Here is a 19,433-nt window from a genome sequence, read left to right on the forward strand (position 1 = left end):
ATGGATCTCAAGCGGCGACTGCCCATCCTGCGGTGGTCGGTGTGGCGGATGGCCACCGGCGCGCGCAACATCACCACGACGGGTCAGATCGGCGACGGGCGCGAGGCCGCCGCAGCCGAATACGTGCTGCGGAACGCCCGCGCCGGCGACATCGACGACGTGCTGGCCACCCTGGACAAGTTCGCGTACGAGAAGTCGATGCTGATGAGCATCGGAGACGAGAAAGGGCTGCTGCTCGATGCGGCCGTGCGGCGCGCCGATCCCGCGCTGGCGCTCGAGCTGGGCACCTACTGCGGCTACGGCGCGCTGCGGATCGCCCGTGCCGCCCCCACAGCGAAGGTGTACTCCGTCGAGCTCGCCGAGGCCAACGCCGCCAACGCCCGACGGATCTGGGAGCACGCAGGGGTCGCCGACCGCGTGACGTGCGTGGTCGGCACCATCGGTGACGGCGGGCGTACGTTGGACGCTCTGGCCAATGAGTATGGATTCGCTTCCTGCGCAGTCGATTTCGTGTTCCTGGACCACGACAAGAACGCCTACCTGGGCGACCTGATGAGCATCGTGGACCGGGGCTGGCTGCGCCCGCGCGCGATCGTCGTCGCCGACAACGTCAGAATCCCCGGCGCGCCGAAGTACCGCAACTACATGCGCGGGCAGCAGGGCCGGCGGTGGAACACCGTCGAGCACAAGACGCACGTCGAGTACCAGTCGCTGGTGTCCGACCTGGTGCTCGAGTCGGAATACCTGGGCTAGCGGTACCCGCCGCGAGCAGACGCAAAAGCCCCTTATTTCGGCACGAAATGGGAGCTTTTGCGTCTGCTCGCGCCAACTACTGGGCCCGGGGATGCGCCCCCGCCCACACCTCGCGCAGCGCGTGCACGGTGACCAGCGTGTAGATCTGCGTCGTCGTCACCGAGGCATGCCCGAGTAACTCCTGCACGACCCGGACGTCCGCGCCACCCTCGAGCAGGTGGGTCGCGAAGGAATGCCGCAGCATGTGCGGCGACACCCCCGAGGTGATGCCGGCGCGCTCGGCGGCGTCCTGCAGCGCCTGCCACGCGCTCTGCCGCGACAGCCGGCCGCCGCGGGCGTTCAGGAAGATCGCGGGCGTGCCGCGGCCCCGGCGCGCCAGGTCGGGCCGGCCGCGCACCAGGTACGCGTCCAGCGCCTGCACGGCGGGCCGCCCGATCGGCACCAGTCGCTGCTTGCCGCCCTTGCCGCGCAGCAGCACCGACCGGGCTTCGGTGTCGATGTCGTCGACGTCGAGGCCGACGGCCTCGGAGATCCGAGAACCGGTGGAGTACAACAATTCCAGCAGCGCGCGGTTGCGCAGCGTGAGCGGGCCGTCGCTCGGGCTGTCGCCGCCGGCGCCCTCCAGCAGCGCCAGCACCTGGTCGATCGTGAGGCTCTTGGGCAGCCGACGGCCGGGGGTCGGCGGCCGCACGGCCCGCGCCACGTCCAGTTCGGCGAGGCCTTCGGCGGCGGCGAACCGGTGCAGGCCGCGCACCGCGATCAGGGCCCGCGCGGCCGACACCGCCGACAGCGCCGCCGTCCCGGCCTCCGGGTCGCCGCGGCGCAACGCCACCAGGAACTCGCTGACGTCGTCCTCGCCGACCTTTGCCAGGTCGTGAATTCCGCGGTCCGCCAGGTGCTTCGAATAGCGGCGCAGGTCGCGGCGATAAGAGCTGAGCGTGTTTTTCGCCACCCCTCGCTCGATCGTCAGGTGATCGAGGTAGCCCTGCAGTTGCACGTCCAGCGCCGGCGCCGTCATTGCGCGGCCTTTCGCGCGGCGAACGCGGTCGGCTTGTCGATCCACGGGCTGTCCGCGGGCCGCGTCAGCATGAACTCGGTGGTGACGACGTGCGCGGCCAAAATCCCCGCCACCGCAATGGCATTGACGATTTCGCCGCTGAGCACCTTGCGGACGGCCTCCTCGAGCGGATACCAGGCCAGCGTCATGTCGGCCTCTTCGTCGTGCGCCTCGGGGCGGTCCACCTGGGTGAGCTCGGTGGCCAAATATATGCGCACGGATTCGTCGCTGAAGCCGGGCGTGGAATCGAGGTCGACGAGCGTCCGCCAGGTGTCGGCCTTCAGCCCCGCCTCCTCATGCAGCTCCCGCGCGGCTGTCACTTGGGGAGGCTCGCCGCCGACGTCGAGCAGCCCGGCGGGCAGTTCCCACAGTCGTCGCCCGAACGCGTGCCGGTACTGATAGACCATCGGGATGTTGCCGTCGTCGTCCATGGCCACCACGGCCACCGCGCCGAAGTGCTCGACGACCTCACGGGTGACGATCTTGCCGCCGGGCATCCGCACCCGATCGCGGCGCAGCGCGAAAATCTTTCCGGTGTGCACCGTTTCGGATGACGCCGTCTCGAAAACGTGTTCAGCCACGGGCCGCGGGCTCGGGTAGCGGCCGCTCAACGCTGTCTCGGTGCTGGGTGCCGTTGGGCGAGTGCTGCTCGGGGATCTCCACCGGCAGTTGCTCGCCCGCCTGGTAGTCGAGGGCCGCCTTGACGAACGCGACGAACAGCGGGTGCGGCCGGGTGGGCCGGCTCTTCAGTTCGGGATGGGCCTGCGTGCCGACGATGAACGGGTGCACCTCGGGCGGGTATTCGACGAACTCCACCAGGTGGCCATCCGGCGAGGTCCCCGAGAAACGCAGGCCGCTTTCGGCGATCTTGTCGCGGTAGGCGTTGTTCACCTCGTAGCGGTGCCGGTGCCGCTCGGACACCTCCGTGGCGCCATAGGCTTGGGCCACAATCGAATCCGGCTCCAACACCGCCGGGTAGGCACCGAGCCGCATGGTGCCGCCGAGGTCGGCCTCGCCGGCGACGATGTGCTCCTGGTCGGCCATCGTCGAGATGACGGGATCCGGTGTGCCCGGCTCGAATTCGGCCGAGTTGGCCTCCGTGAGACCCGCCGAGCGCGCGGCCTCGATCACGATGCACTGCAGGCCCAGACACAGCCCCAGCACCGGCAGCCCGCGCGCACGGGCATGGCGGATCGCGCCGATCTTCCCCTCGATCCCGCGGATGCCGAACCCGCCGGGGATCAGCACCCCGTGCACGTCGCCCAGTGCGGCCGCGGCGTCATGGGCCTGCGCGCAGTCGTCGGACGGCACCCAGACCATCTCGACCTTGGCGTGATGCTTGAACCCGCCGGCGCGCAGCGCCTCGGTGACCGACAGGTAGGCGTCGGACAGCTCGACGTACTTGCCCACCAAGGCGATCCGCACCGTCTCGTGCGGTTCGTGCACCCGGCGCAGCAGGTCGTCCCATTCGGTCCAGTCGACGTCGCGGAACGGCAGGTTGAGCCGGCGCACCACGAACGCGTCGAGTTCCTCGCGGTGCAACACCTTCGGGATGTCATAGATCGACGGCGCGTCGGGGGTGGAGATGACGCCGTCGATGTCGACGTCGCAGCTGAGCGCGATCTTGTTCTTCAGCGCCTCGGGGACGTCGCGGTCACAGCGCAGGATCAGCGCGTCCGGGGTGATACCGATGCTGCGCAGCGCGGCCACCGAGTGCTGGGTGGGCTTGGTCTTGAGCTCGCCCGAGGGGGCCAGGTAGGGCACCAGCGAGACGTGCAGGAAGAAGACGTTCTCCCGGCCGAGGTCGTGGCGCACCTGCCGCGCCGCCTCCAGGAAGGGCTGCGACTCGATATCGCCCACGGTGCCGCCGATTTCGGTGATGACGACGTCCGGGCGATGCCCGTCGGCATCCGGCAGGGCCATCGCCATGATGCGCCGCTTGATCTCGTCGGTGATGTGCGGAATGACCTGGACGGTGTCGCCGAGATACTCGCCGCGACGTTCCTTGGCGATGACGGTCGAATACACCTGCCCGGTCGTCACATTCGCCGAGCCCGACAGGTCGCGATCCAGGAACCGCTCGTAGTGGCCGACGTCGAGGTCGGTCTCGGCGCCGTCCTCGGTGACGAACACCTCACCGTGCTGGAACGGGTTCATCGTGCCCGGGTCGACGTTGAGGTACGGGTCGAGCTTCTGCATCGTCACGTGCAACCCGCGGGCCGTCAGTAGCTGCCCCAGGCTGCTGGCGGTCAGACCCTTGCCCAGCGAGGAAGCGACCCCACCGCTGACGAAGAGGTGCTTGGTGGCGGTTTGCGGGTGCTTTCGCACAGGCGACCTCCGTGAAGACGGGCAGGGCTTGAAGTTTGTCTAGCGATTAACTAGATGGGCCTGCCGACCCACGGAAATCCACCCTAACATCCACGACGCCGAGTCGCGGGGAACACGCCCGCTACTTCACCCTTACTGAGGCACGGTGATCGAGGTGGCCCCGTGGCCGGTGCCGTACTGCCCGACATGGCCGCCGTTGATCAGGTCGTGCAGGCCCAGGACCGCCGTGATGCGGCCGGGTGCGACGTCGACGTCGTCGACGGTGCTGATGGCCGACGACATGCCGGCGTCGGCCCGGGTGACGGCCACCGCGGCGCCGCCCGTCGCCGCACCGTCGCGCCCCGCCAGCAGGGTGCCCGAGCCGTGCGGGGCCATTGCGGCCGAGAACCGGGCCACGCTGACGCCCTGATTGCCGGCGTCTTGCGGCAGCGCGCCGCCGGTGACGACGAGGGCGGCGTTGGCCGGCCCGAGGTGCTCGGCGGGCTGGTAGGTGATGAACCCGGTGTCGCGCAGCGAGGCCAGCACCGTGTCGCGCTGCGGATCGTCCACGGGCGGCACGGCCGGGTTGGCGTTGACGAGCAGGGCGATGCCCAGCAGATCACCGGCCTGCGAACCCTGGTCGACGAGCTTGGTGCTCAGCTGCTGACCGGCGGGCAGGACCGACGAGTTCACCACCGTCCGAAGCTTCTCCGCGGAGTTGGCGTCGACGAACTCCTGCGTCAGCGAGACCGTTCCGGTCACCGTCCCGCCCGCCTGACCGATGAACTTCGCGACGGCGGCGACGTCGTCGTCCTTGGCGTCGGGGGTGCGGAACATCACCACCGATTTTCCGCCCAGGGCGTCGTGCAGTATCCGGCCGGCCAGCTGGTTATCGAAATTGTTTGCGGCGGCCAGCTTTTCGTTCATCGCGTTCTTTTGGTCGTTGAGCCCGCTGATCTGGGTGTAGAGGTCGCGCTTCTCGGCGCGCAGGCTGGAAAGCAGGGTGTCCGACAAGAATCCGGAGCCCAGCACGACTCCCACGGCCAGCGCCAGGAAGACGGCGGCCAGCGACAGGGCATGTTGGCGTAACGAGATCATTTACCGCACCGTCCTCGAACTAGGTGATCAGGTGCTGCACCCAGAGGGAGAAGTGGTTCCAGTAGTGGGTGATCCAGTGCAGCACCACACCGTCGGTGCGGGACACCCATAGCGCCACGATGACGGCGATCAACATGGTCAGCGCCAGCAATGCGATGGCGCCCGCCGAAATGTGGTTGCGGTACAGCGTGGCAACGGCTTTGGCGTCCACCACCTTCTCCCCCACCCGAAGCCTTGTCAAGAACGTCGAGGGGTTGCTTTGCGCACGCGTCCGGTCGAAGAACGTCTCGATGTTGGCGGTGTGGCCTGCCGTCACGAGCAGCGCGGCGCCGTGGTGGTCGGCCAGCAGCAGGGCCAGATCCACCGCCGAACCGGCGGCCGGGAACGTCATGGCGCCGACGCCGAGATCCTGAATCCGTTCCAGCCCGGGCGCGTGGCCGTCGGCGTCGGCGGGCAGCACCACGTGGGCGCCGCACTTGAGGGCGTCGGTGCTGATCTTGTCGGGGTCGCCGACGATGATCTGAGGCCGATACCCGGCCTTGCGCAACACATCCGCGCCGGTGTCGACACCGATGAGCACCGGCTGGTACTCCTTGATGAAGGGCTTGAGCGAGCGCAGATCGTCCTCGGCGCTGGGCTCGTCGGCCACGATCACCACGTGCCGGCGGCGCAGGTCGACGTCGATGTCGGGGATGCCGATACCGTCGATCAGCAACGGGCTTTCGCTCTTGATGAACTCAATCGTGTTGCCGGCGAACGCCTCCAGGTGGGCGGCCAGGCCGCTCTTGGCCTCGCGCATCAGGTCGGCGATGTCGTGGTCGGTGCGCTCGGTGCCGCGGACCAGGCGGCGGTCGCCGGAGTACACCCCACCCTCGTAGAGGCGAATTTTGGCGCCGTCCTTGACCTTCTTGAAGACCTCGGGTCCGGTCTCGTCGATGAGGGTGACGCCGTTGTTCACCAGAACCTCGGGCCCCAGGTTCGGGTAGCGGCCCGAGACCGACGGCGAGGCGTTGACGACGGCGGCGATGTCGGCCTCGACGAGTGCGTCCGCGGTGATGCGGTCCAGATCCAGGATGTCGAGGACCACGATGTCGCCGGGACACACCCTGCGCAGCAGGCGGTCGATGTTCCGGTCGACCCGGGCGGTGCCGGTGAGGCCGGGCCGGGACGTGTTACGCGATAGCAGACCTGACATCTTCATGGGGGCGATTCTGTCCGTGAAGCCCGGGACAGGCGAGTAGGCGCGCCGTAACATCCGCCTCATAAGTTATCTAGAGTCACATCAGTAACAGAGCCATTACGCCTTGGTCGCGGCGAGGGTGCGCAGTTGTACGGGCTGCGCGGCGTGTCGGCGTACAAACACGCACACTCGCGGCATGGGGACGGGTCAGTCCCTGTCGTTCTGCGCGGTTTCGAGCAGTTCGCGGGCGTGCGCCCGGGCGCTGTCCGAGTCGCCCAGCCCGGCCAGCATCCGCGCCAGCTCGGCCACCCGGTCACCGTCGGTGACCCGCCGCACCACGCTGGTCCCCTTGGGTCCAGCGCTGTGCACCACGAGGTGCACGTCGGCGTACGCCGCGACCTGGGGCAGGTGCGTGACCACGATGACCTGGTGGGTGCTGGCCAGCCGCGCCAGCCGCCGGCCGATCTGCACCGCCGCGCGGCCGCCGACGCCGGCGTCCACCTCGTCGAACACCATCGTGGTGCCGGCCGCCTCTTTACGGGAAGTGGCGAGGACCACTTCTATTGCCAGCATCACCCGGGACAACTCCCCGCCGGACGCGCTCTTGGCCAGCGGCAGCACCGTCATCCCGCGGTGGGCCGCGAAGCCGAACTCGACCTGGTCGATGCCGTCACCGCCGGCGCGGACCAGCTCGCCGGAGGGCAGCGCCAGCGTGCCCGGATCGTCCTGGCCCGCGGCGTCGAGGCTCACGTCGATCGTGAACTCGGCGTCGGCCATCGCCAGCCCGGACAGCTCCGCGGTCACCTCCTTGGCCAACCGCTTGGCGGCCTTGCGCCGCACCTTGCTGAGATCGGCTGCGGCCTCGGACAGTTCGCGGGCCAGCTCGTCGACCCGCCTCGCGATTGCCGCCATGCCTTCTTCGGAGACGTCGATCTGCGCGAGCCGTTCGCGCGACTCCCGGGCCCACTCGAGCACCCCGTCGACGTCGGCGGCGTATTTGCGGGTCAGCGTGCGCAGCTCGGCCTGACGGGCCAGCTTGGACTCCAGCGCGCTGGCGTCGACCGGCAGCTCGTCGAGGAAGCCGCCGAGCTCGTGCGACGCGTCGGCGACCACCGTGAGCGCCTCGCCGAGCTGGCCGGCCAACGCCCGCAGCGTCGCGTCGTCGGTGGATTCGAGTGCGGCCCTTGCCTTTCCGATGCTGTCGATGGCGCTTTGGCCGAGCTCGTCCGCATCGTCCGCCGACAGCGCCGCGCGCGCCGTGGCGGCGGCCTCGCGCAGCGTGTCCAGTTCGGACAGCCGCAGGACGTCGGCGACCAGCGCGTCGTCTTCCCCGGGTTGCGGGTCGACGGTGTCGATCTCGTTCAATGCGAACTTCAGCCGGTCGGCCTCCTGGGCGAGCTCGCGGGCCCGGTCGCGGCGGTCGATCAGGTCGCGCCGCGCCGTGAGCCAGGCGTCACGCAGCTTGCGGTAGCGTTCGAGCGCCGCACCGGCGCCGGCGAACCGGTCCAGCGCGCCGCGCTGCTCCTCGGCACGCATCAGCCGCAGCTGGTCGTTTTGGCCGTGCAGGGTCAGCAGCTCGGTGGTGAAGTCGCCCAGCGACTTCGCGGGGACGCTGCGGCCGCCCAGATACGCGCGCGAGGGTCCGTCGCGGCTGACCGAGCGCAGCGCGATCACGCTGCCGTCCTCGTCGCGCTCCCCGCCCAGGTCTTCCAGCATCCCATCCAGGTGCGCCGCCGTCGCGTCGTCGAGATCTGTTGTGGTGAAACGGCCTTCGACGACGGCGCGCTCGGCGCCGGACCGCACCCGCGTGGCGTCGGCGCGGGCCCCGCCGAGCAGGTGCAGGCCGGTCACCACCATCGTCTTGCCGGTGCCGGTCTCGCCGGTCAGCACCGTCAGGCCGCGGCCGAACTCCCCCACCGCGGCGCTGATGGCGCCCAGCGACTCGATGCGGATCTCGGTGAGCACCGTGCGAGCGCCGTTACTTTCCGCGCCAACCGGTCACCGGCAACCGGAACTTGCGGACCAAGCGGTCGGTGAACGGAGCGCTGTCCAGCCGCGCCCATTTGACCGGGGTGTCGCAGCGGGTCACCTCGATCCGGCTGCCCGCCGGGATCACCATCTCGCGGCGGCCGTCGCAGAAGACCAGGGCGTCGTGACCGCCCGCCTCGGTCTCGATCGCGATCGTGGCCTCGGGGCTGGTGACCATGGGACGGCCGAACAGCGCGTGAGCGTTGTTGGGTACCACCAGGATCGCCTCGAGGTCGGGCCACAGCACCGGGCCGCCGGCCGAGAACGCGTAGGCCGTCGAGCCGGTCGGCGTCGACACCAGCACGCCGTCGCAGCCGAACGCGGACACCGGGCGCCCGTCGACCTCGACGACCACGCCGAGCACACCCAGCCGGGGGCCCTTTTCCAGGCTGACCTCGTTGAGCGCCCACCCGTGTTCGACGCGACCGTTGATCAGCACCGCGACGTCCAGCGTCAGGCGATTCTCCACCCGGTAGTCGCGGGCCACCACGTGATCCAGCACCTGGTCGATGGCCTCCGCCTCGGCCTCGGCCAGGAACCCGATGCGGCCCAGGTTGACGCCCAGCACCGGAATGCCGGCATTGCGCGCCAGTTCGGCGGCCCGCAGGAACGTCCCGTCGCCGCCCAGCACCAGCACCAGTTCGCAGCCCTCGGCGGCCGACGGTTCGGCGTCGACCACCTCGATTTCGACGCCCATGGCCCGCATGTCGTCGGGGGCGAGGTGCAGCGAGCCCCGGTCGACCGCCTCGGCGGACAGAAGTCGAAGCCCAATGCCGTTGTCGCCCAGCACTTTTTGCACGCGACGGGCGGTCTCGGTCGCCTCGTCGCGGCCGGTGTGGACCACCAGCAGCACGGTTCGGTGGTCGGTCTTTTCGGGCGTCATTGCGGGCCCTCTGCCACGGCCCGCGTCACCGCGTCCACCAGCCCATCAGCCGACAGCCCCCGATCGGTCTCGGCGCGCAACCACAAGAAGTATTCGACATTGCCCGACGGGCCCGGCAACGGGCTGGCGGTGACGTCGACGGTCCGCCAACCCAGCTCGCCGGCGCGTCGCGCGACGGCCAGCACCGCGTCGGCGCGCAGGCCCGGGTCGCGGACGACCCCGCCGGCGCCGACGCGCCCCTTCCCCACCTCAAACTGCGGCTTCACCATGGGAACGATATCCGCGCCCGGCCAAGCGCATCCAATCAGCGCGGGCAACACGCTCGCCACCGAGATGAACGACAGGTCGGCCACCACCAGCTCGACCGGCCCGCCGATCGCCTCGGGCGTCAGGTCGCGGACGTTGGTCCGCTCGACGACGGTCACCCGCGGGTCGCAGCGCAGCGACCACGCCAGCTGGCCGTAGCCCACGTCGGCGGCCACCACTTCGGCCGCGCCCCGGTCCAGCAGCACCTCGGTGAACCCACCCGTCGACGCGCCGGCGTCCAGGCAGCGGCGGCCCGCGACCCCGATGCCGAAAGCGTCGAGGGCGCCGATGAGCTTGTGCGCCCCGCGCGACACCCAGCCGCGCTCGCCGTCGTCGAGGACGGTCAGGGCGGCGGTGACCTCCACGGCGGTGCCCGGTTTGCGGGCCGGCAGGCCGTCGATGCTCACCTTGCCGGCGCCGATCAACTCCGCGGCCTGCTGGCGGGATCTCGCGAGCCCGCGGCGGACGAGCTCGGCGTCGACGCGGGCGCGCCGTGCCACCGCCGGACTCAGCCCTTCTCCGCCGACTCCAGCGCGGCGAGCAGCACGTCGTGCGCCTCGGACAGGCGGCGCGCGATCTCCTCGAGCTCGTCAAGAGTCGGCTCGCGGTCGGGGTTTTCCGGATCCCCCACCTCGGACAGCTGGGTAACCAGGGCGTCGATTTCAGCGCGAAGCTGATCGGGATCGATAGTCATCGCGTACCTACGTTAGTCGCCGCGCACCAAAGACCAGCGCTGCAGCGCCTCGCGCGCCCGCTCGTCGGCGGCCTCGATGCGCAACGGCCCGGGGCCCTGCACGCCCCACAGCGCGCTGGCGACGGCGCGGACGACCGACAGCCCGTCGCCGTCGTCGGCGCCGTTGGCGCTGACCGTCACCGCCTTGTCGTCGACGTCGATGCGCCAGCCCGGCTGGGGCCGCACCGCGAGCAGGTCGCCGTCGGCGTGCAGCGAGCGCAGGTCATGGCCGATGTAGGTGGGGCGGCGGACGGGGTCGGCGTAGACGGCGTCGCGCGCGGTGCTGACGCCGGTGAGCACCATCAGGCTGGGCAACCGGGCGGCGTTGGCGCCCTCGATGTCGGTGTCCAGCCGGTCGCCGACGACCAGGGGCGTGCGGAAATCGCCGCGGGCGACCGCGTCCTGCAGCAGGCGCGGCGCCGGCTTGCCGGCGACCCGCGGTTCGGCGCCGGTGGCCGCCCGGAGCGCCGCGACGAACGATCCGTTGCCGGGCAGCAGCCCGCGCTCGGTGGGCAGGGTGGGGTCGACGTTGGCCGCGACCCACAGCGCGCCGGCCCGGATGGCCAGTGCGGCCTCGGCGAGGTCCGGCCAGCCGATGGTCGTGGACAGGCCTTGCACGACGGCGACCGGCTCGTCGTCGTAGCGGCGCACCGGGCGCAGCCCGACGGCGGCGATTTCGTTGGCCAGCGCGTCGGTGCCCACGATCAGCACGCGGGAGTCCGCGGGAAGCTGATCGGCCAGCAGCCTGGCCGCGCTTTGGGCGCTGGTGACGACGTCATCCGCCGCGGCGGTGAAGCCGAGGTCGCGCAGGTGCAGCGCAACCTCGTCGGCGCTGCGCGAGGCGTTGTTGGTCACATAGAGCTTGCGGCTGTCCACGTCGTCGAGCGACTGCACCGCGCCCCGGGTGGGCTGGGCGCCGCGGAAGACCGTCCCGTCGAGGTCGACGAGCAGGCAATCATATTGCTGGGCAAGGCTTTTCATCTCAGGCTAGCTCGCTGACCCGCTCTTCGGCGTCGGTGACGCCCTCGACGTCGGCGGCCGCCGACCGCAAAAACCAGTGCAGCGCTTCGTCGGTGCGGCCGAGCGCCAGCAGCGTGTCGGCGTAGGCGTAGAACAACCGCGCCGCCGTCGAACCGGTGCGGCCCGGGTCGAGCTGCGGCGTGGATAACAGGGTCAGCGCCTGCTCGAGTTGGCCGAGGTCCGCGCGCGCGCCGGCGGCGACGATGCGCAACTCGTCGGCGTCGTCGCCGGAGAGCTGGGCGGCCTCCTCGCCGCGCGCCAGTTCGATCGCCCGCTCCGGACGGCCAAGTCCGCGTTCGCAATCGGCGATGAGCGCGAGCAACGGCGACTTGCTGCCCATCCGGCGGGCGGCGCGCAACTCGGCCAGCGCCTGGGCCCAGTCGCCGCAGTGGTAGGCGGCGATCCCGACGGCCTCGCGGACCGCGGCGATCCTGCTGGAGCGGGCCCGCGCCGCGCGGGCATGGCTCAGCGCGGCCTCCGGGTCCTCGTCGATCAGCTCTCCGGCGGCGACCAGGTGGCGCGCCACCGCGTCGGCGGTGGCGCGGTCCAGGGTGCTCAGTTCGCGCCGGACGTCGGGCGCCAGCTGCCGGGCCTCGATGCCGGGCGGAATGGGGGGCGCCCCGTGGTCGTCTTGACCGTCCTGGCCGGCGCCGCGGGGCTGCACCGGGCGGGCGCGGCCCGGGCCCGACCAGGATCCGGATGCCGAGCGAGGTCGCCGCCTACCGTCGCGCCCCTGCCTGTCGTCGACCACCCTGCAAAGGATACGGACGCGGCTGCGGCTCGGCCGTTGAGTGTGCGGTGACGGCTTTGAGTGCGCTTCCAGGGCGAGAAAACCGGCTTGGATTCAGCCCTGAGTACACACCGAACGCCGTGAGTTCACACTCTGCGGAGCGAGTCCGCCTAGGCCGGGCCGCGGTCTGTCAGCAGTGGCGCCAGCACCGCCGGGCAGTAGGTCGCGATCGCGACGATGGTGAACACCCCCGCCACCTCCGGGGACATGCCGTGGCCGTCGGCGACGGCGGCGATCACCGAGTCGAACGACCCGCCGGGCTGCACCAGCATCGGGCAGACCGACTGGCCCAACGCCATCGCGGTGTCCGGTTGCGACACCGGAACGCCGGCGTTGGTGAGCGCCCGCAGGAACGCGTTGCCCCGCAGGTCGGCGTGCACGGGGGCGGCCAGCAGCGCGGTCAAACCCGCCACGCCCGCGCCCACTCCGACGACCCGCAGCACCCGTGTCGCGCTAGTCACCGTGACCACAGTGGTCGCCGGCGGTCACGTCCGGGACACGACGCGATAAAGGTTCAGCCGTCCACCCGCTCGATCCCGGCGATGTTGCGTTTGCCCCGCCGCAGCACCAGCCACCTGCCGTGCAGGAAGTCCGACGGCTGCGGCGACCAATCCTCGCTGTCGATGCGCACGTTGTTCACCGACACGCCGCCCTCGCCGATGGTGCGCCGCGCGGCGCCCCTGCTGGCCGACAGGCCGCTGGCCACCAACAGGTCGACGATCCCGTCGGGGCCGCCGGGTTTGAGCTCGGCCACCGACGCCTCGCGCAGCGCCGCGGCCAGCGTCGGCTCATCCAGCCGGTCGAGTTCACCCTGCCCGAAGAGCGCCCGGCTGGCGTGCTCGACCGCCTCGGCGGCCGCCTCGCCGTGCACCAGCACGGTCAGCTCGTGGGCCAGGCGGCGCTGCGCGGCGCGTTGCTGCGGACGCTCGGCGGTGGCCTGCTCCAGCTCGGCCAGCTCGTCGGCCGACAGGAAGGTGAACCACCGCAGATACCGGATCACGTCGGCGTCGGCGGTGTTGACGAAGTACTGGTACCAGGCGTACGGGCTAGTCATCTGCGGGTCCAGCCATAGGCTGCCGCCCCCGGTGGACTTGCCGAACTTGGTGCCGTCGGCGGCGGTCACCAGCGGGACGGTCAGCGCATGCACCGCAGCGCCGAGCGTCTGGCGCACCAGCCGGACCCCGGCGATGATGTTGCCCCACTGGTCGGAGCCGCCGATCTGCAGGACGCAGCCGTAGCGGCGGTGCAGCTCCACGTAGTCGTTGGCCTGCAACAGCATGTAGCTGAACTCGGTGTAGGAGATTCCCTCGCCCTCCAGGCGCCGCCGCACGGTGTCGCGGTCCAGCATCACGTTGACCGAGAAGTGCTTGCCGATGTCGCGCAGGAACTCGATGGCCGACAGCGGGCCCGTCCAGTCCAGGTTGTCGACGACGACGGCAGCCGTCGGCGACTCGCCAGAATCCGAGAAGTCGACGAAGCGCTCCAGCTGCCCGCGGATGCGCTCGGTCCATTCCGCGACGGTGTTCGCCTCGTTGAGGGTGCGCTCGCCGACGTCACGCGGGTCGCCGATCATGCCGGTGGCCCCGCCGGCCAGCACGATGGGACGGTGCCCGGCGCGCTGGAACCGGCGCAGCGTCAGCAGCGGGACCAGGTGGCCGGCGTGCAGGCTGGCGGCGGTGGGGTCGAAGCCGGCGTAGACCGTCATCGGCCCGCGCCGCGCTTCGGCGGCGAGCGCGTCGAGGTCGGTGGACTGCGCGATCAGTTCGCGCCAGCGCAGCTCGTCGAGGATCCCGGAAGACATCGCGCACGACTTTAGTCGTTCTCGCGCGCACGATTCGCCCCCGCGGCGCTCCCTAAGGCAAGCTAACTACGTGGCGCATCGTGGCGCTATCGCCTTTCCCCGTCAGCGCACCAACACCGCGGAGCGTCATGGACAACCGATACTGGCCGCTGGTCGTCGCGATCATCATGCTCGCCCTCGGGCTCACGCTCACGGTCGACGACTTCAAGCGGGCCGCCACGCTGCGCAAACCGCTGGTCGTCGCGCTGGCCTGCCAGTCTCTGCTGCTGCCGGTTGTGTGCCTGCTGATCGCCGAGGCCTTTCATCTCGAACCGCACCTGGCCGTCGGGCTCATGCTGATGGCGGCGACCCCCGGCGGGACGATGTCGAACCTGCTCAGCCACCTGTTCAACGGTGACCTGGCGCTCAACCTCACGCTGACCGCAATCAACGCCGTGCTGTCGATCATCGCCCTGCCCGCGATCCTGGCGGTCGCGATGACCTGGTTCCTCGGCCATGGGCGGTTCCTGCCGCTGCCACTGGACAAGTTCCTCGCGGTGATCGGGCTGGTGCTGCTTCCCATCGCGATCGGCGTCGCCATCCGCCACCGCTTCCCCGAGCTGGCCCGGCGACTGCAGAAACCGGTCCGGATCGCCGCGATCACGCTGCTCGTGCTCGCCATCGTCGCGGCCATCGCGGGGGGACGAACGACGCTGTGGCACAACATCGGCCTGCTGAGCGGGGCCGTCGTAGCCTTCTGCGCGGTGAGCCTGACGGTCGGCTACCTGGCGCCGCGCCTGATGCGGCTGGCCCCGCGGCAGGCGGTCGCGGTCAGCCTGGAGGTCGGCATGCACAACGCCGTGGTGGCGATGGGCATCGCGTTGAGCCCGCAGCTGCTCAACAGCGCCGTAATGGCCACGCCGGCCGCGGTATACAGTGCCGTCGCGCCCCTGCTGGCCGTGACGTTCATCCTCCTCGCGCGCCGCGTCGACCCCGCTTTCCGCGCCGTCGCTCCAGCCGCCGTCTAGTCGCTCTCGCCCCTGCCCACCGAGGGTGGGAGTCATGTACGGATTTGATGGAATTTTCGTGCATATCACCCACTCTCGGCGGGTTAGTCACTGTGGCCCGGCGCGGGCGCGCGCGGGCTGCGCCGGTAGGCCGACACCTCCGGCCGGCCGCCCAGCCACAGTCGCCACGGCCGGTCGGCGGCCTGGCTGACCCCGACGCGCGGCCCCGACACGGCGCTCAGCGGGTCGTGTAGTTCCACGGTGACCGGGCTGGCGGCGTCGAAGAGGTCGATTCCGTTGTCCTCCATGGTGATTCCCAGCGCCGAGCACAGGTTGCCGGGGCCGCGCGCCAGCGCCGCGGTGCGGACGAGCTCGCCGCGGCGGGCCCGCGCGACGTCGGTGCCGTCCTCGACGGCCGCGGCCCGCAGCAGCACGGCGGCGGCGGTGCCGTCGGGGCCGCACGAGACGTTGGCGCAGACGTGGATCCCGTGGCTGCGGTAGGTGTAGAGCCGCCCTGGCGGCCCGAACATCACCGCATTGCGCCCGGACAGGCCGCGGAACGAGTGGGCCGCGGCGTCGGGCCAGGGGCCGTCGGGCACCCCGCCGTAGGCCTCGACCTCGACGACGATCGCGCGCACGCCTCGTCCGGTGAGGGTGGCGCCGAGCAGCCGATGGGCGGCCGCGACCGGGTCCACCACCAGCCGGTCCGCAACCACCCAACGAACCTACCGGCACCGCGGACATGGCAGTATCCCGGTTGCCGCGTGGCAAAGGAGCCCAAAATATGCATGCGATCGACCCCGCCGCCACGGCGTGGCTGCTGGCCAGCACCGCACTCGTGCTGTTGATGACCCCCGGCCTGGCCATCTTCTACGGCGGCATGGTGCGCACCACCGGGGTGCTCAACATGATCATGATGAGTTTCATCTCCATCCCGCTGGTCACGGTCGCGTGGTTGCTGGTCGGCTACACGATCGCGTTCTCCGACGACGGAGCGGGCGGGCTCGTCGGCAACCTCAGACACGTCGGGATGCTCGGCATCGGCCCCGACACCGTCCACGGCACGGTCCCCGAACTGCTGTACGCGACGTTCCAACTCGCGTTCGCGATCGTCACGGCCGCACTGGTCAGCGGCGCGATCGCCGACCGCGCCAAGTTCGCGGCCTGGATGACGTTCGTCGCGGTGTGGGCGATTGTCGTGTATTCGGTTGTCGCGCACTGGGTGTGGGGGCCGGGCGGCTGGCTGGCCAAGCTGGGCGTGCTGGACTACGCGGGCGGCCTCGTCGTCGAAATCGTCTCCGGTTCCTCGGCGTTGGCCCTGGCGCTGGTGCTCGGGCCGCGGATCGGCTTCAAGAAGGACGCCATGCGTCCGCACAACCTGCCGTTCGTCCTGCTCGGGGTGGGGCTGTTGTGGTTCGGATGGTTCGGGTTCAACGCCGGTTCGGCTTTGGCCGCCAGCGGAACCGCCGCGGCCATCTTCCTCAACACCCTCGTCGCAGGCTGCCTCGGCATGCTCGGCTGGCTCGCGGTCGAACGGGTCCGCGACGGCCGGCCCACGACGTTCGGCGCGGCGTCCGGTGTGGTCGCCGGTCTCGTCGCCATCACGCCGTCGTGCGGGACGGTCGACACGCTCGGTGCCGCGGTCGTGGGGCTTGCCGCCGGTGTCGTGTGCTCCTTCGCGGTCGGCGCGAAATTCCGCTTCAACTACGACGATTCGCTCGACGTGGTCGGCGTGCACTTCGTGGGCGGCGTGGTCGGCGTGTCGTTGATCGGGCTGCTGGCCACCGCGGTCATGACGTCGGGCCCGCGGGGCCTGTTCTACGGGGGCGGGTTCGGCCAGCTGGGCAAGCAGGCGCTCGCGATCGTCGTGGTGGCGCTGTACGCGTTTGTCGTGTCGTTCATTCTTGCGAAGCTGATCGACACGACCATGGGCTTCCGGGTCAGCGCCGAGGACGAGACCACCGGCGTCGACCTCACCCAGCACGCCGAAACCGCCTACGCCGAAGGTGTGTACGGGCATCTTCCGCAGCGCCGGCCGGGATTGCCCTCCGCGTAACCGCGAGAGTGCGTCTGCCGACGCATTCCGCGAGTGTGCCCGACGGTCATTGCACTTTCGGCACCCCTTGACAAGCCCGATCGGGGGGACGATTATTCATCGCATGATGAGTTCATCAAGTGATGAATTACTTGCGCAGGGCCACCGCGTCGCCGTCAGCGTCGAGCATTTGCGCGTCGTCCGAGGCAAACACATTGCGCTGCATGACTTTTCGGTGCAGATCGCGCAGGGCACGATCACCGGCCTGCTCGGCCCGTCCGGCTGCGGCAAGACCACGCTGATGCGCAGCATCGTGGGCACCCAGATCCTGAAGTCGGGCGACGTCACGGTGCTGGGGCGACCCGCCGGGAGCCCGGCGCTGCGCCGCCGCGTCGGATACATGCCGCAGGACCCGACGATCTACAACGACCTGCGCATCGTGGACAACGTCCGCTACTTCGCCTCGCTGTACGGCTTCGACAACCGCGCCGCCGACGCCGCCATCGACCGGGTCGGCCTCACCGATCACCGGACAGCCTTCTGCGGCAACCTTTCCGGCGGGCAGCGCACGCGGGTGTCGCTGGCATGCGCGCTGGTGTGCCAGCCCGAGCTGCTGGTGCTCGACGAGCCGACCGTGGGCCTGGACCCGGTGCTGCGCGTCGACCTCTGGGAGCAGTTCGCCGAGCTGGCCCGCGCGGGCACCACCCTGCTGGTCTCCAGCCACGTGATGGACGAGGCCGACCACTGCGACGACCTGCTGCTCATGCGCGAGGGCCACCTGGTGGCCCACACCACCCCGGCCCGACTACGAGAGGACACCGGATGCACGTCACTGGAGGACGCGTTTCTGTCCATCATCAAGCGCGGCACGAAGCAAAAGGCGGGTTAGGGCTCAAGGCGTACGCCGCGACCACCACGCGGATTCTGCGCCAGCTGGCCGCCGATCACCGCAGCGTCGCGCTGATCCTGTTCGTCCCGATCCTGGTCATCACGCTGATGTACTTCATGTTCGAGAACGCGCCGCACCGCCCGGGCACGCCGTCGCCTTTCAACAACGCCTGCCTGATCCTGCTGGGCCTGTTCCCGCTGTTCGTGATGTTCATCATCACGTCGATCACCATGCAGCGCGAACGGGCCTCCGGGACGCTGGAGCGCATCCTGACCACTCCCCTGCGCCGGCTCGACATGCTGATCGCCTACGGCACCGCGTTCTCGATAGCCGCTGCGGTGCAAGCGATTCTGGCCTGCATCGTCTCGTTCTGGTTCCTCGGCTTCGACACGGCCGGCAGCCCGGTGTGGGTGTTCGTGATCGCGATCGTCAACGCCATCCTGGGCGTCGGGCTGGGCCTGCTCTGTAGCGCGTTCGCGCGCACCGAGTTTCAGGCGGTGCAGTTCATCCCGCTGGTGATGGTCCCGCAGTTCCTGCTGGCCGGCATCATCGTGCCCCGCGCGCTGATGGCGCACTGGCTGCAGTGGGTCAGCAACGTGATGCCCGCCAGCTACGCGCTGGAGGCCTTGCAGCAGGTGGGTGCGCACTCCGAGCTGACCTCCATCGCGGTGCGCGACATCGTCGTCGTGCTGGGCTTCGCGATCGCGGCGCTGTGCCTGGCCGCGGCGACCCTGCGGCGGCGGACGCCCTAGCATGACGGATACCACCACCGGGCGGCGGCGGCCCGGACGACCGGCCGGAGCGTCCGACACGCGGGAGCGGATCCTGAGCAGTGCCCGGGAGCTGTTCGCCAGCAAGGGGATTCGCAACACGTCGATCCGCGCGGTCGCCGCGGCGGCAGGCGTCGACTCGGCACTCGTGCACCACTACTTCGGCACCAAGGAAAAGCTGTTCGCCGCGGCCGTCCACATCCCGATCGACCCGATGGACATCATCGGCCCGCTGCGCGAGGTCCCGATCGAGGAGATCGGCTACCGGCTGCCGTCGATGTTGTTGCCGCTGTGGGATTCCGAGCTGGGCACCGGCTTCATCGCGGTGCTGCGGTCGGTCCTGGCCGGCGCGGAGGTCAACCTGTTCCGCACGTTCATCCAGGACATCATCGCGGTTGAAGTGGGTTCGCGCGTCGACGATCCGCCGGGCAGCGGCGTCATCCGCATCCAGTTCGTCGCGTCCCAGCTGGTGGGAGTGGTGATGGCGCGCTACATATTTCAACTCGAGCCGTTCGCGTCGTTGCCGGCCGAACAGATCGCGCGAACCATCGCGCCCAACCTGCAGCGCTACCTCACCGGGAAGCTGCCGGACGGGCTCGTGCCATGAGCCGGGCGTGCTCGTCGTCGTCGACGTCTCGGGCCTCGTCGATCAGCAGCACCGGGATGCCGTCCTCGATGCGGTAGGTGCGCCGCAGCCTCGGGTTGTAGAGCAACTCACCATCGCCCGGGTCTATCAGAAGCAGCGGGCCCCGGTCGGCCGGGCAGACCAGGATGGCGAGCAGGGCGTCGTCGACCAT

The 19,433-nt window shown here is 70.2% G+C and carries 21 protein-coding genes; 6 read left to right on the top strand and 15 right to left on the bottom strand.

Annotated elements, in window-relative coordinates; translation table 11 throughout:
* Window positions 1-753 carry an O-methyltransferase gene (locus A5705_RS16295; RefSeq protein ID WP_068278587.1) on the top strand — a complete coding sequence of 251 codons (753 nt, stop codon included), beginning with the start codon at window positions 1-3 and terminating at the stop codon, window positions 751-753.
* A gap of 76 nt (window positions 754-829) precedes the next feature.
* Here A5705_RS16295 and xerD read toward each other — a convergent pair whose 3' ends face one another.
* The 13 genes from xerD to tyrS form a co-directional block, all read right to left on the bottom strand.
* Window positions 830-1,771: a site-specific tyrosine recombinase XerD gene (gene xerD, locus A5705_RS16300; protein ID WP_067878734.1), complete on the bottom strand. Its 942-nt coding sequence runs from the start codon at window positions 1,769-1,771 to the stop codon at window positions 830-832.
* Window positions 1,768-2,391, bottom strand: a complete 624-nt coding sequence (locus A5705_RS16305; RefSeq protein ID WP_068278659.1) for an NUDIX hydrolase — start codon at window positions 2,389-2,391, stop codon at window positions 1,768-1,770. Before A5705_RS16305 ends, xerD begins: the two co-directional genes overlap by 4 nt.
* Window positions 2,384-4,138 carry a CTP synthase gene (locus A5705_RS16310; protein ID WP_067878718.1) on the bottom strand — a complete coding sequence of 585 codons (1,755 nt, stop codon included), beginning with the start codon at window positions 4,136-4,138 and terminating at the stop codon, window positions 2,384-2,386. Before A5705_RS16310 ends, A5705_RS16305 begins: the two co-directional genes overlap by 8 nt.
* Window positions 4,139-4,270: 132 nt before the next feature.
* Window positions 4,271-5,215 carry a copper transporter gene (locus A5705_RS16315; protein ID WP_068278589.1) on the bottom strand — a complete coding sequence of 315 codons (945 nt, stop codon included), beginning with the start codon at window positions 5,213-5,215 and terminating at the stop codon, window positions 4,271-4,273.
* Between the two features lie 19 nt (window positions 5,216-5,234).
* Window positions 5,235-6,416 (bottom strand): putative cytokinetic ring protein SteA, encoded by a 1,182-nt coding sequence (gene steA, locus A5705_RS16320; RefSeq protein ID WP_067878712.1) that lies wholly within the window; start codon window positions 6,414-6,416, stop codon window positions 5,235-5,237.
* Window positions 6,417-6,602: 186 nt separating this feature from the next.
* Window positions 6,603-8,360 carry a DNA repair protein RecN gene (recN, locus tag A5705_RS16325; RefSeq protein ID WP_067878710.1) on the bottom strand — a complete coding sequence of 586 codons (1,758 nt, stop codon included), beginning with the start codon at window positions 8,358-8,360 and terminating at the stop codon, window positions 6,603-6,605.
* Window positions 8,361-8,373: 13 nt separating this feature from the next.
* A complete protein-coding gene (locus tag A5705_RS16330) occupies window positions 8,374-9,306 on the bottom strand; it encodes an NAD kinase (protein ID WP_067878708.1) in 933 nt (310 codons plus the stop codon).
* Window positions 9,303-10,112 carry a TlyA family RNA methyltransferase gene (locus A5705_RS16335; RefSeq protein WP_067878706.1) on the bottom strand — a complete coding sequence of 270 codons (810 nt, stop codon included), beginning with the start codon at window positions 10,110-10,112 and terminating at the stop codon, window positions 9,303-9,305. Before A5705_RS16335 ends, A5705_RS16330 begins: the two co-directional genes overlap by 4 nt.
* Before the next feature lie 8 nt (window positions 10,113-10,120).
* The gene (locus tag A5705_RS16340) at window positions 10,121-10,306 is read right to left on the bottom strand and encodes a hypothetical protein (RefSeq protein WP_067878704.1); all 186 of its coding nucleotides are present in this window, start codon (window positions 10,304-10,306) and stop codon (window positions 10,121-10,123) included.
* 12 nt (window positions 10,307-10,318) lie between these two features.
* Complete coding sequence (locus A5705_RS16345; protein WP_067878702.1) at window positions 10,319-11,326, bottom strand: HAD-IIA family hydrolase; 1,008 nt, start codon at window positions 11,324-11,326, stop codon at window positions 10,319-10,321.
* Between the two features lies 1 nt (window position 11,327).
* Window positions 11,328-12,116, bottom strand: a complete 789-nt coding sequence (locus A5705_RS16350; RefSeq protein ID WP_156738365.1) for a tetratricopeptide repeat protein — start codon at window positions 12,114-12,116, stop codon at window positions 11,328-11,330.
* Between the two features lie 149 nt (window positions 12,117-12,265).
* Window positions 12,266-12,625: a DUF732 domain-containing protein gene (locus A5705_RS16355; RefSeq protein WP_067878699.1), complete on the bottom strand. Its 360-nt coding sequence runs from the start codon at window positions 12,623-12,625 to the stop codon at window positions 12,266-12,268.
* Window positions 12,626-12,669: 44 nt separating this feature from the next.
* Window positions 12,670-13,956 carry a tyrosine--tRNA ligase gene (gene tyrS, locus A5705_RS16360; RefSeq protein WP_067878695.1) on the bottom strand — a complete coding sequence of 429 codons (1,287 nt, stop codon included), beginning with the start codon at window positions 13,954-13,956 and terminating at the stop codon, window positions 12,670-12,672.
* 80 nt (window positions 13,957-14,036) lie between these two features.
* Here tyrS and A5705_RS16365 point away from each other — a divergent pair, with 80 nt between their 5' ends.
* Window positions 14,037-14,963 carry a bile acid:sodium symporter family protein gene (locus tag A5705_RS16365; RefSeq protein WP_255381522.1) on the top strand — a complete coding sequence of 309 codons (927 nt, stop codon included), beginning with the start codon at window positions 14,037-14,039 and terminating at the stop codon, window positions 14,961-14,963.
* An 83-nt stretch (window positions 14,964-15,046) separates the two neighbouring features.
* Here A5705_RS16365 and A5705_RS16370 read toward each other — a convergent pair whose 3' ends face one another.
* Window positions 15,047-15,658 carry a DNA-3-methyladenine glycosylase gene (locus tag A5705_RS16370; protein ID WP_068278591.1) on the bottom strand — a complete coding sequence of 204 codons (612 nt, stop codon included), beginning with the start codon at window positions 15,656-15,658 and terminating at the stop codon, window positions 15,047-15,049.
* Window positions 15,659-15,726: 68 nt separating this feature from the next.
* Between A5705_RS16370 and A5705_RS16375 the strand changes: the two genes are divergently transcribed.
* The 4 genes from A5705_RS16375 (at window position 15,727) to A5705_RS16390 (ending at window position 19,243) form a co-directional block, all read left to right on the top strand.
* Entirely contained in the window at window positions 15,727-16,998 is a 1,272-nt protein-coding gene (locus A5705_RS16375) for an ammonium transporter (protein WP_068278593.1), read from the top strand.
* A 103-nt stretch (window positions 16,999-17,101) separates the two neighbouring features.
* Complete coding sequence (locus A5705_RS16380; RefSeq protein WP_068278595.1) at window positions 17,102-17,866, top strand: ABC transporter ATP-binding protein; 765 nt, start codon at window positions 17,102-17,104, stop codon at window positions 17,864-17,866.
* Entirely contained in the window at window positions 17,800-18,618 is an 819-nt protein-coding gene (locus A5705_RS16385) for an ABC transporter permease (RefSeq protein WP_197521286.1), read from the top strand. Before A5705_RS16380 ends, A5705_RS16385 begins: the two co-directional genes overlap by 67 nt.
* A gap of 1 nt (window position 18,619) precedes the next feature.
* The gene (locus A5705_RS16390; RefSeq protein ID WP_068278597.1) at window positions 18,620-19,243 is read left to right on the top strand and encodes a TetR family transcriptional regulator; all 624 of its coding nucleotides are present in this window, start codon (window positions 18,620-18,622) and stop codon (window positions 19,241-19,243) included.
* Here the strand turns inward: A5705_RS16390 and A5705_RS16395 are convergent.
* Window positions 19,209-19,433 carry a Trm112 family protein gene (locus tag A5705_RS16395; protein ID WP_068278663.1) on the bottom strand — a complete coding sequence of 75 codons (225 nt, stop codon included), beginning with the start codon at window positions 19,431-19,433 and terminating at the stop codon, window positions 19,209-19,211. The genes A5705_RS16390 and A5705_RS16395 overlap by 35 nt on opposite strands.

This window comes from Mycobacterium sp. E787, assembly GCF_001668725.1.
In the GTDB taxonomy this organism is placed as follows: domain Bacteria; phylum Actinomycetota; class Actinomycetes; order Mycobacteriales; family Mycobacteriaceae; genus Mycobacterium.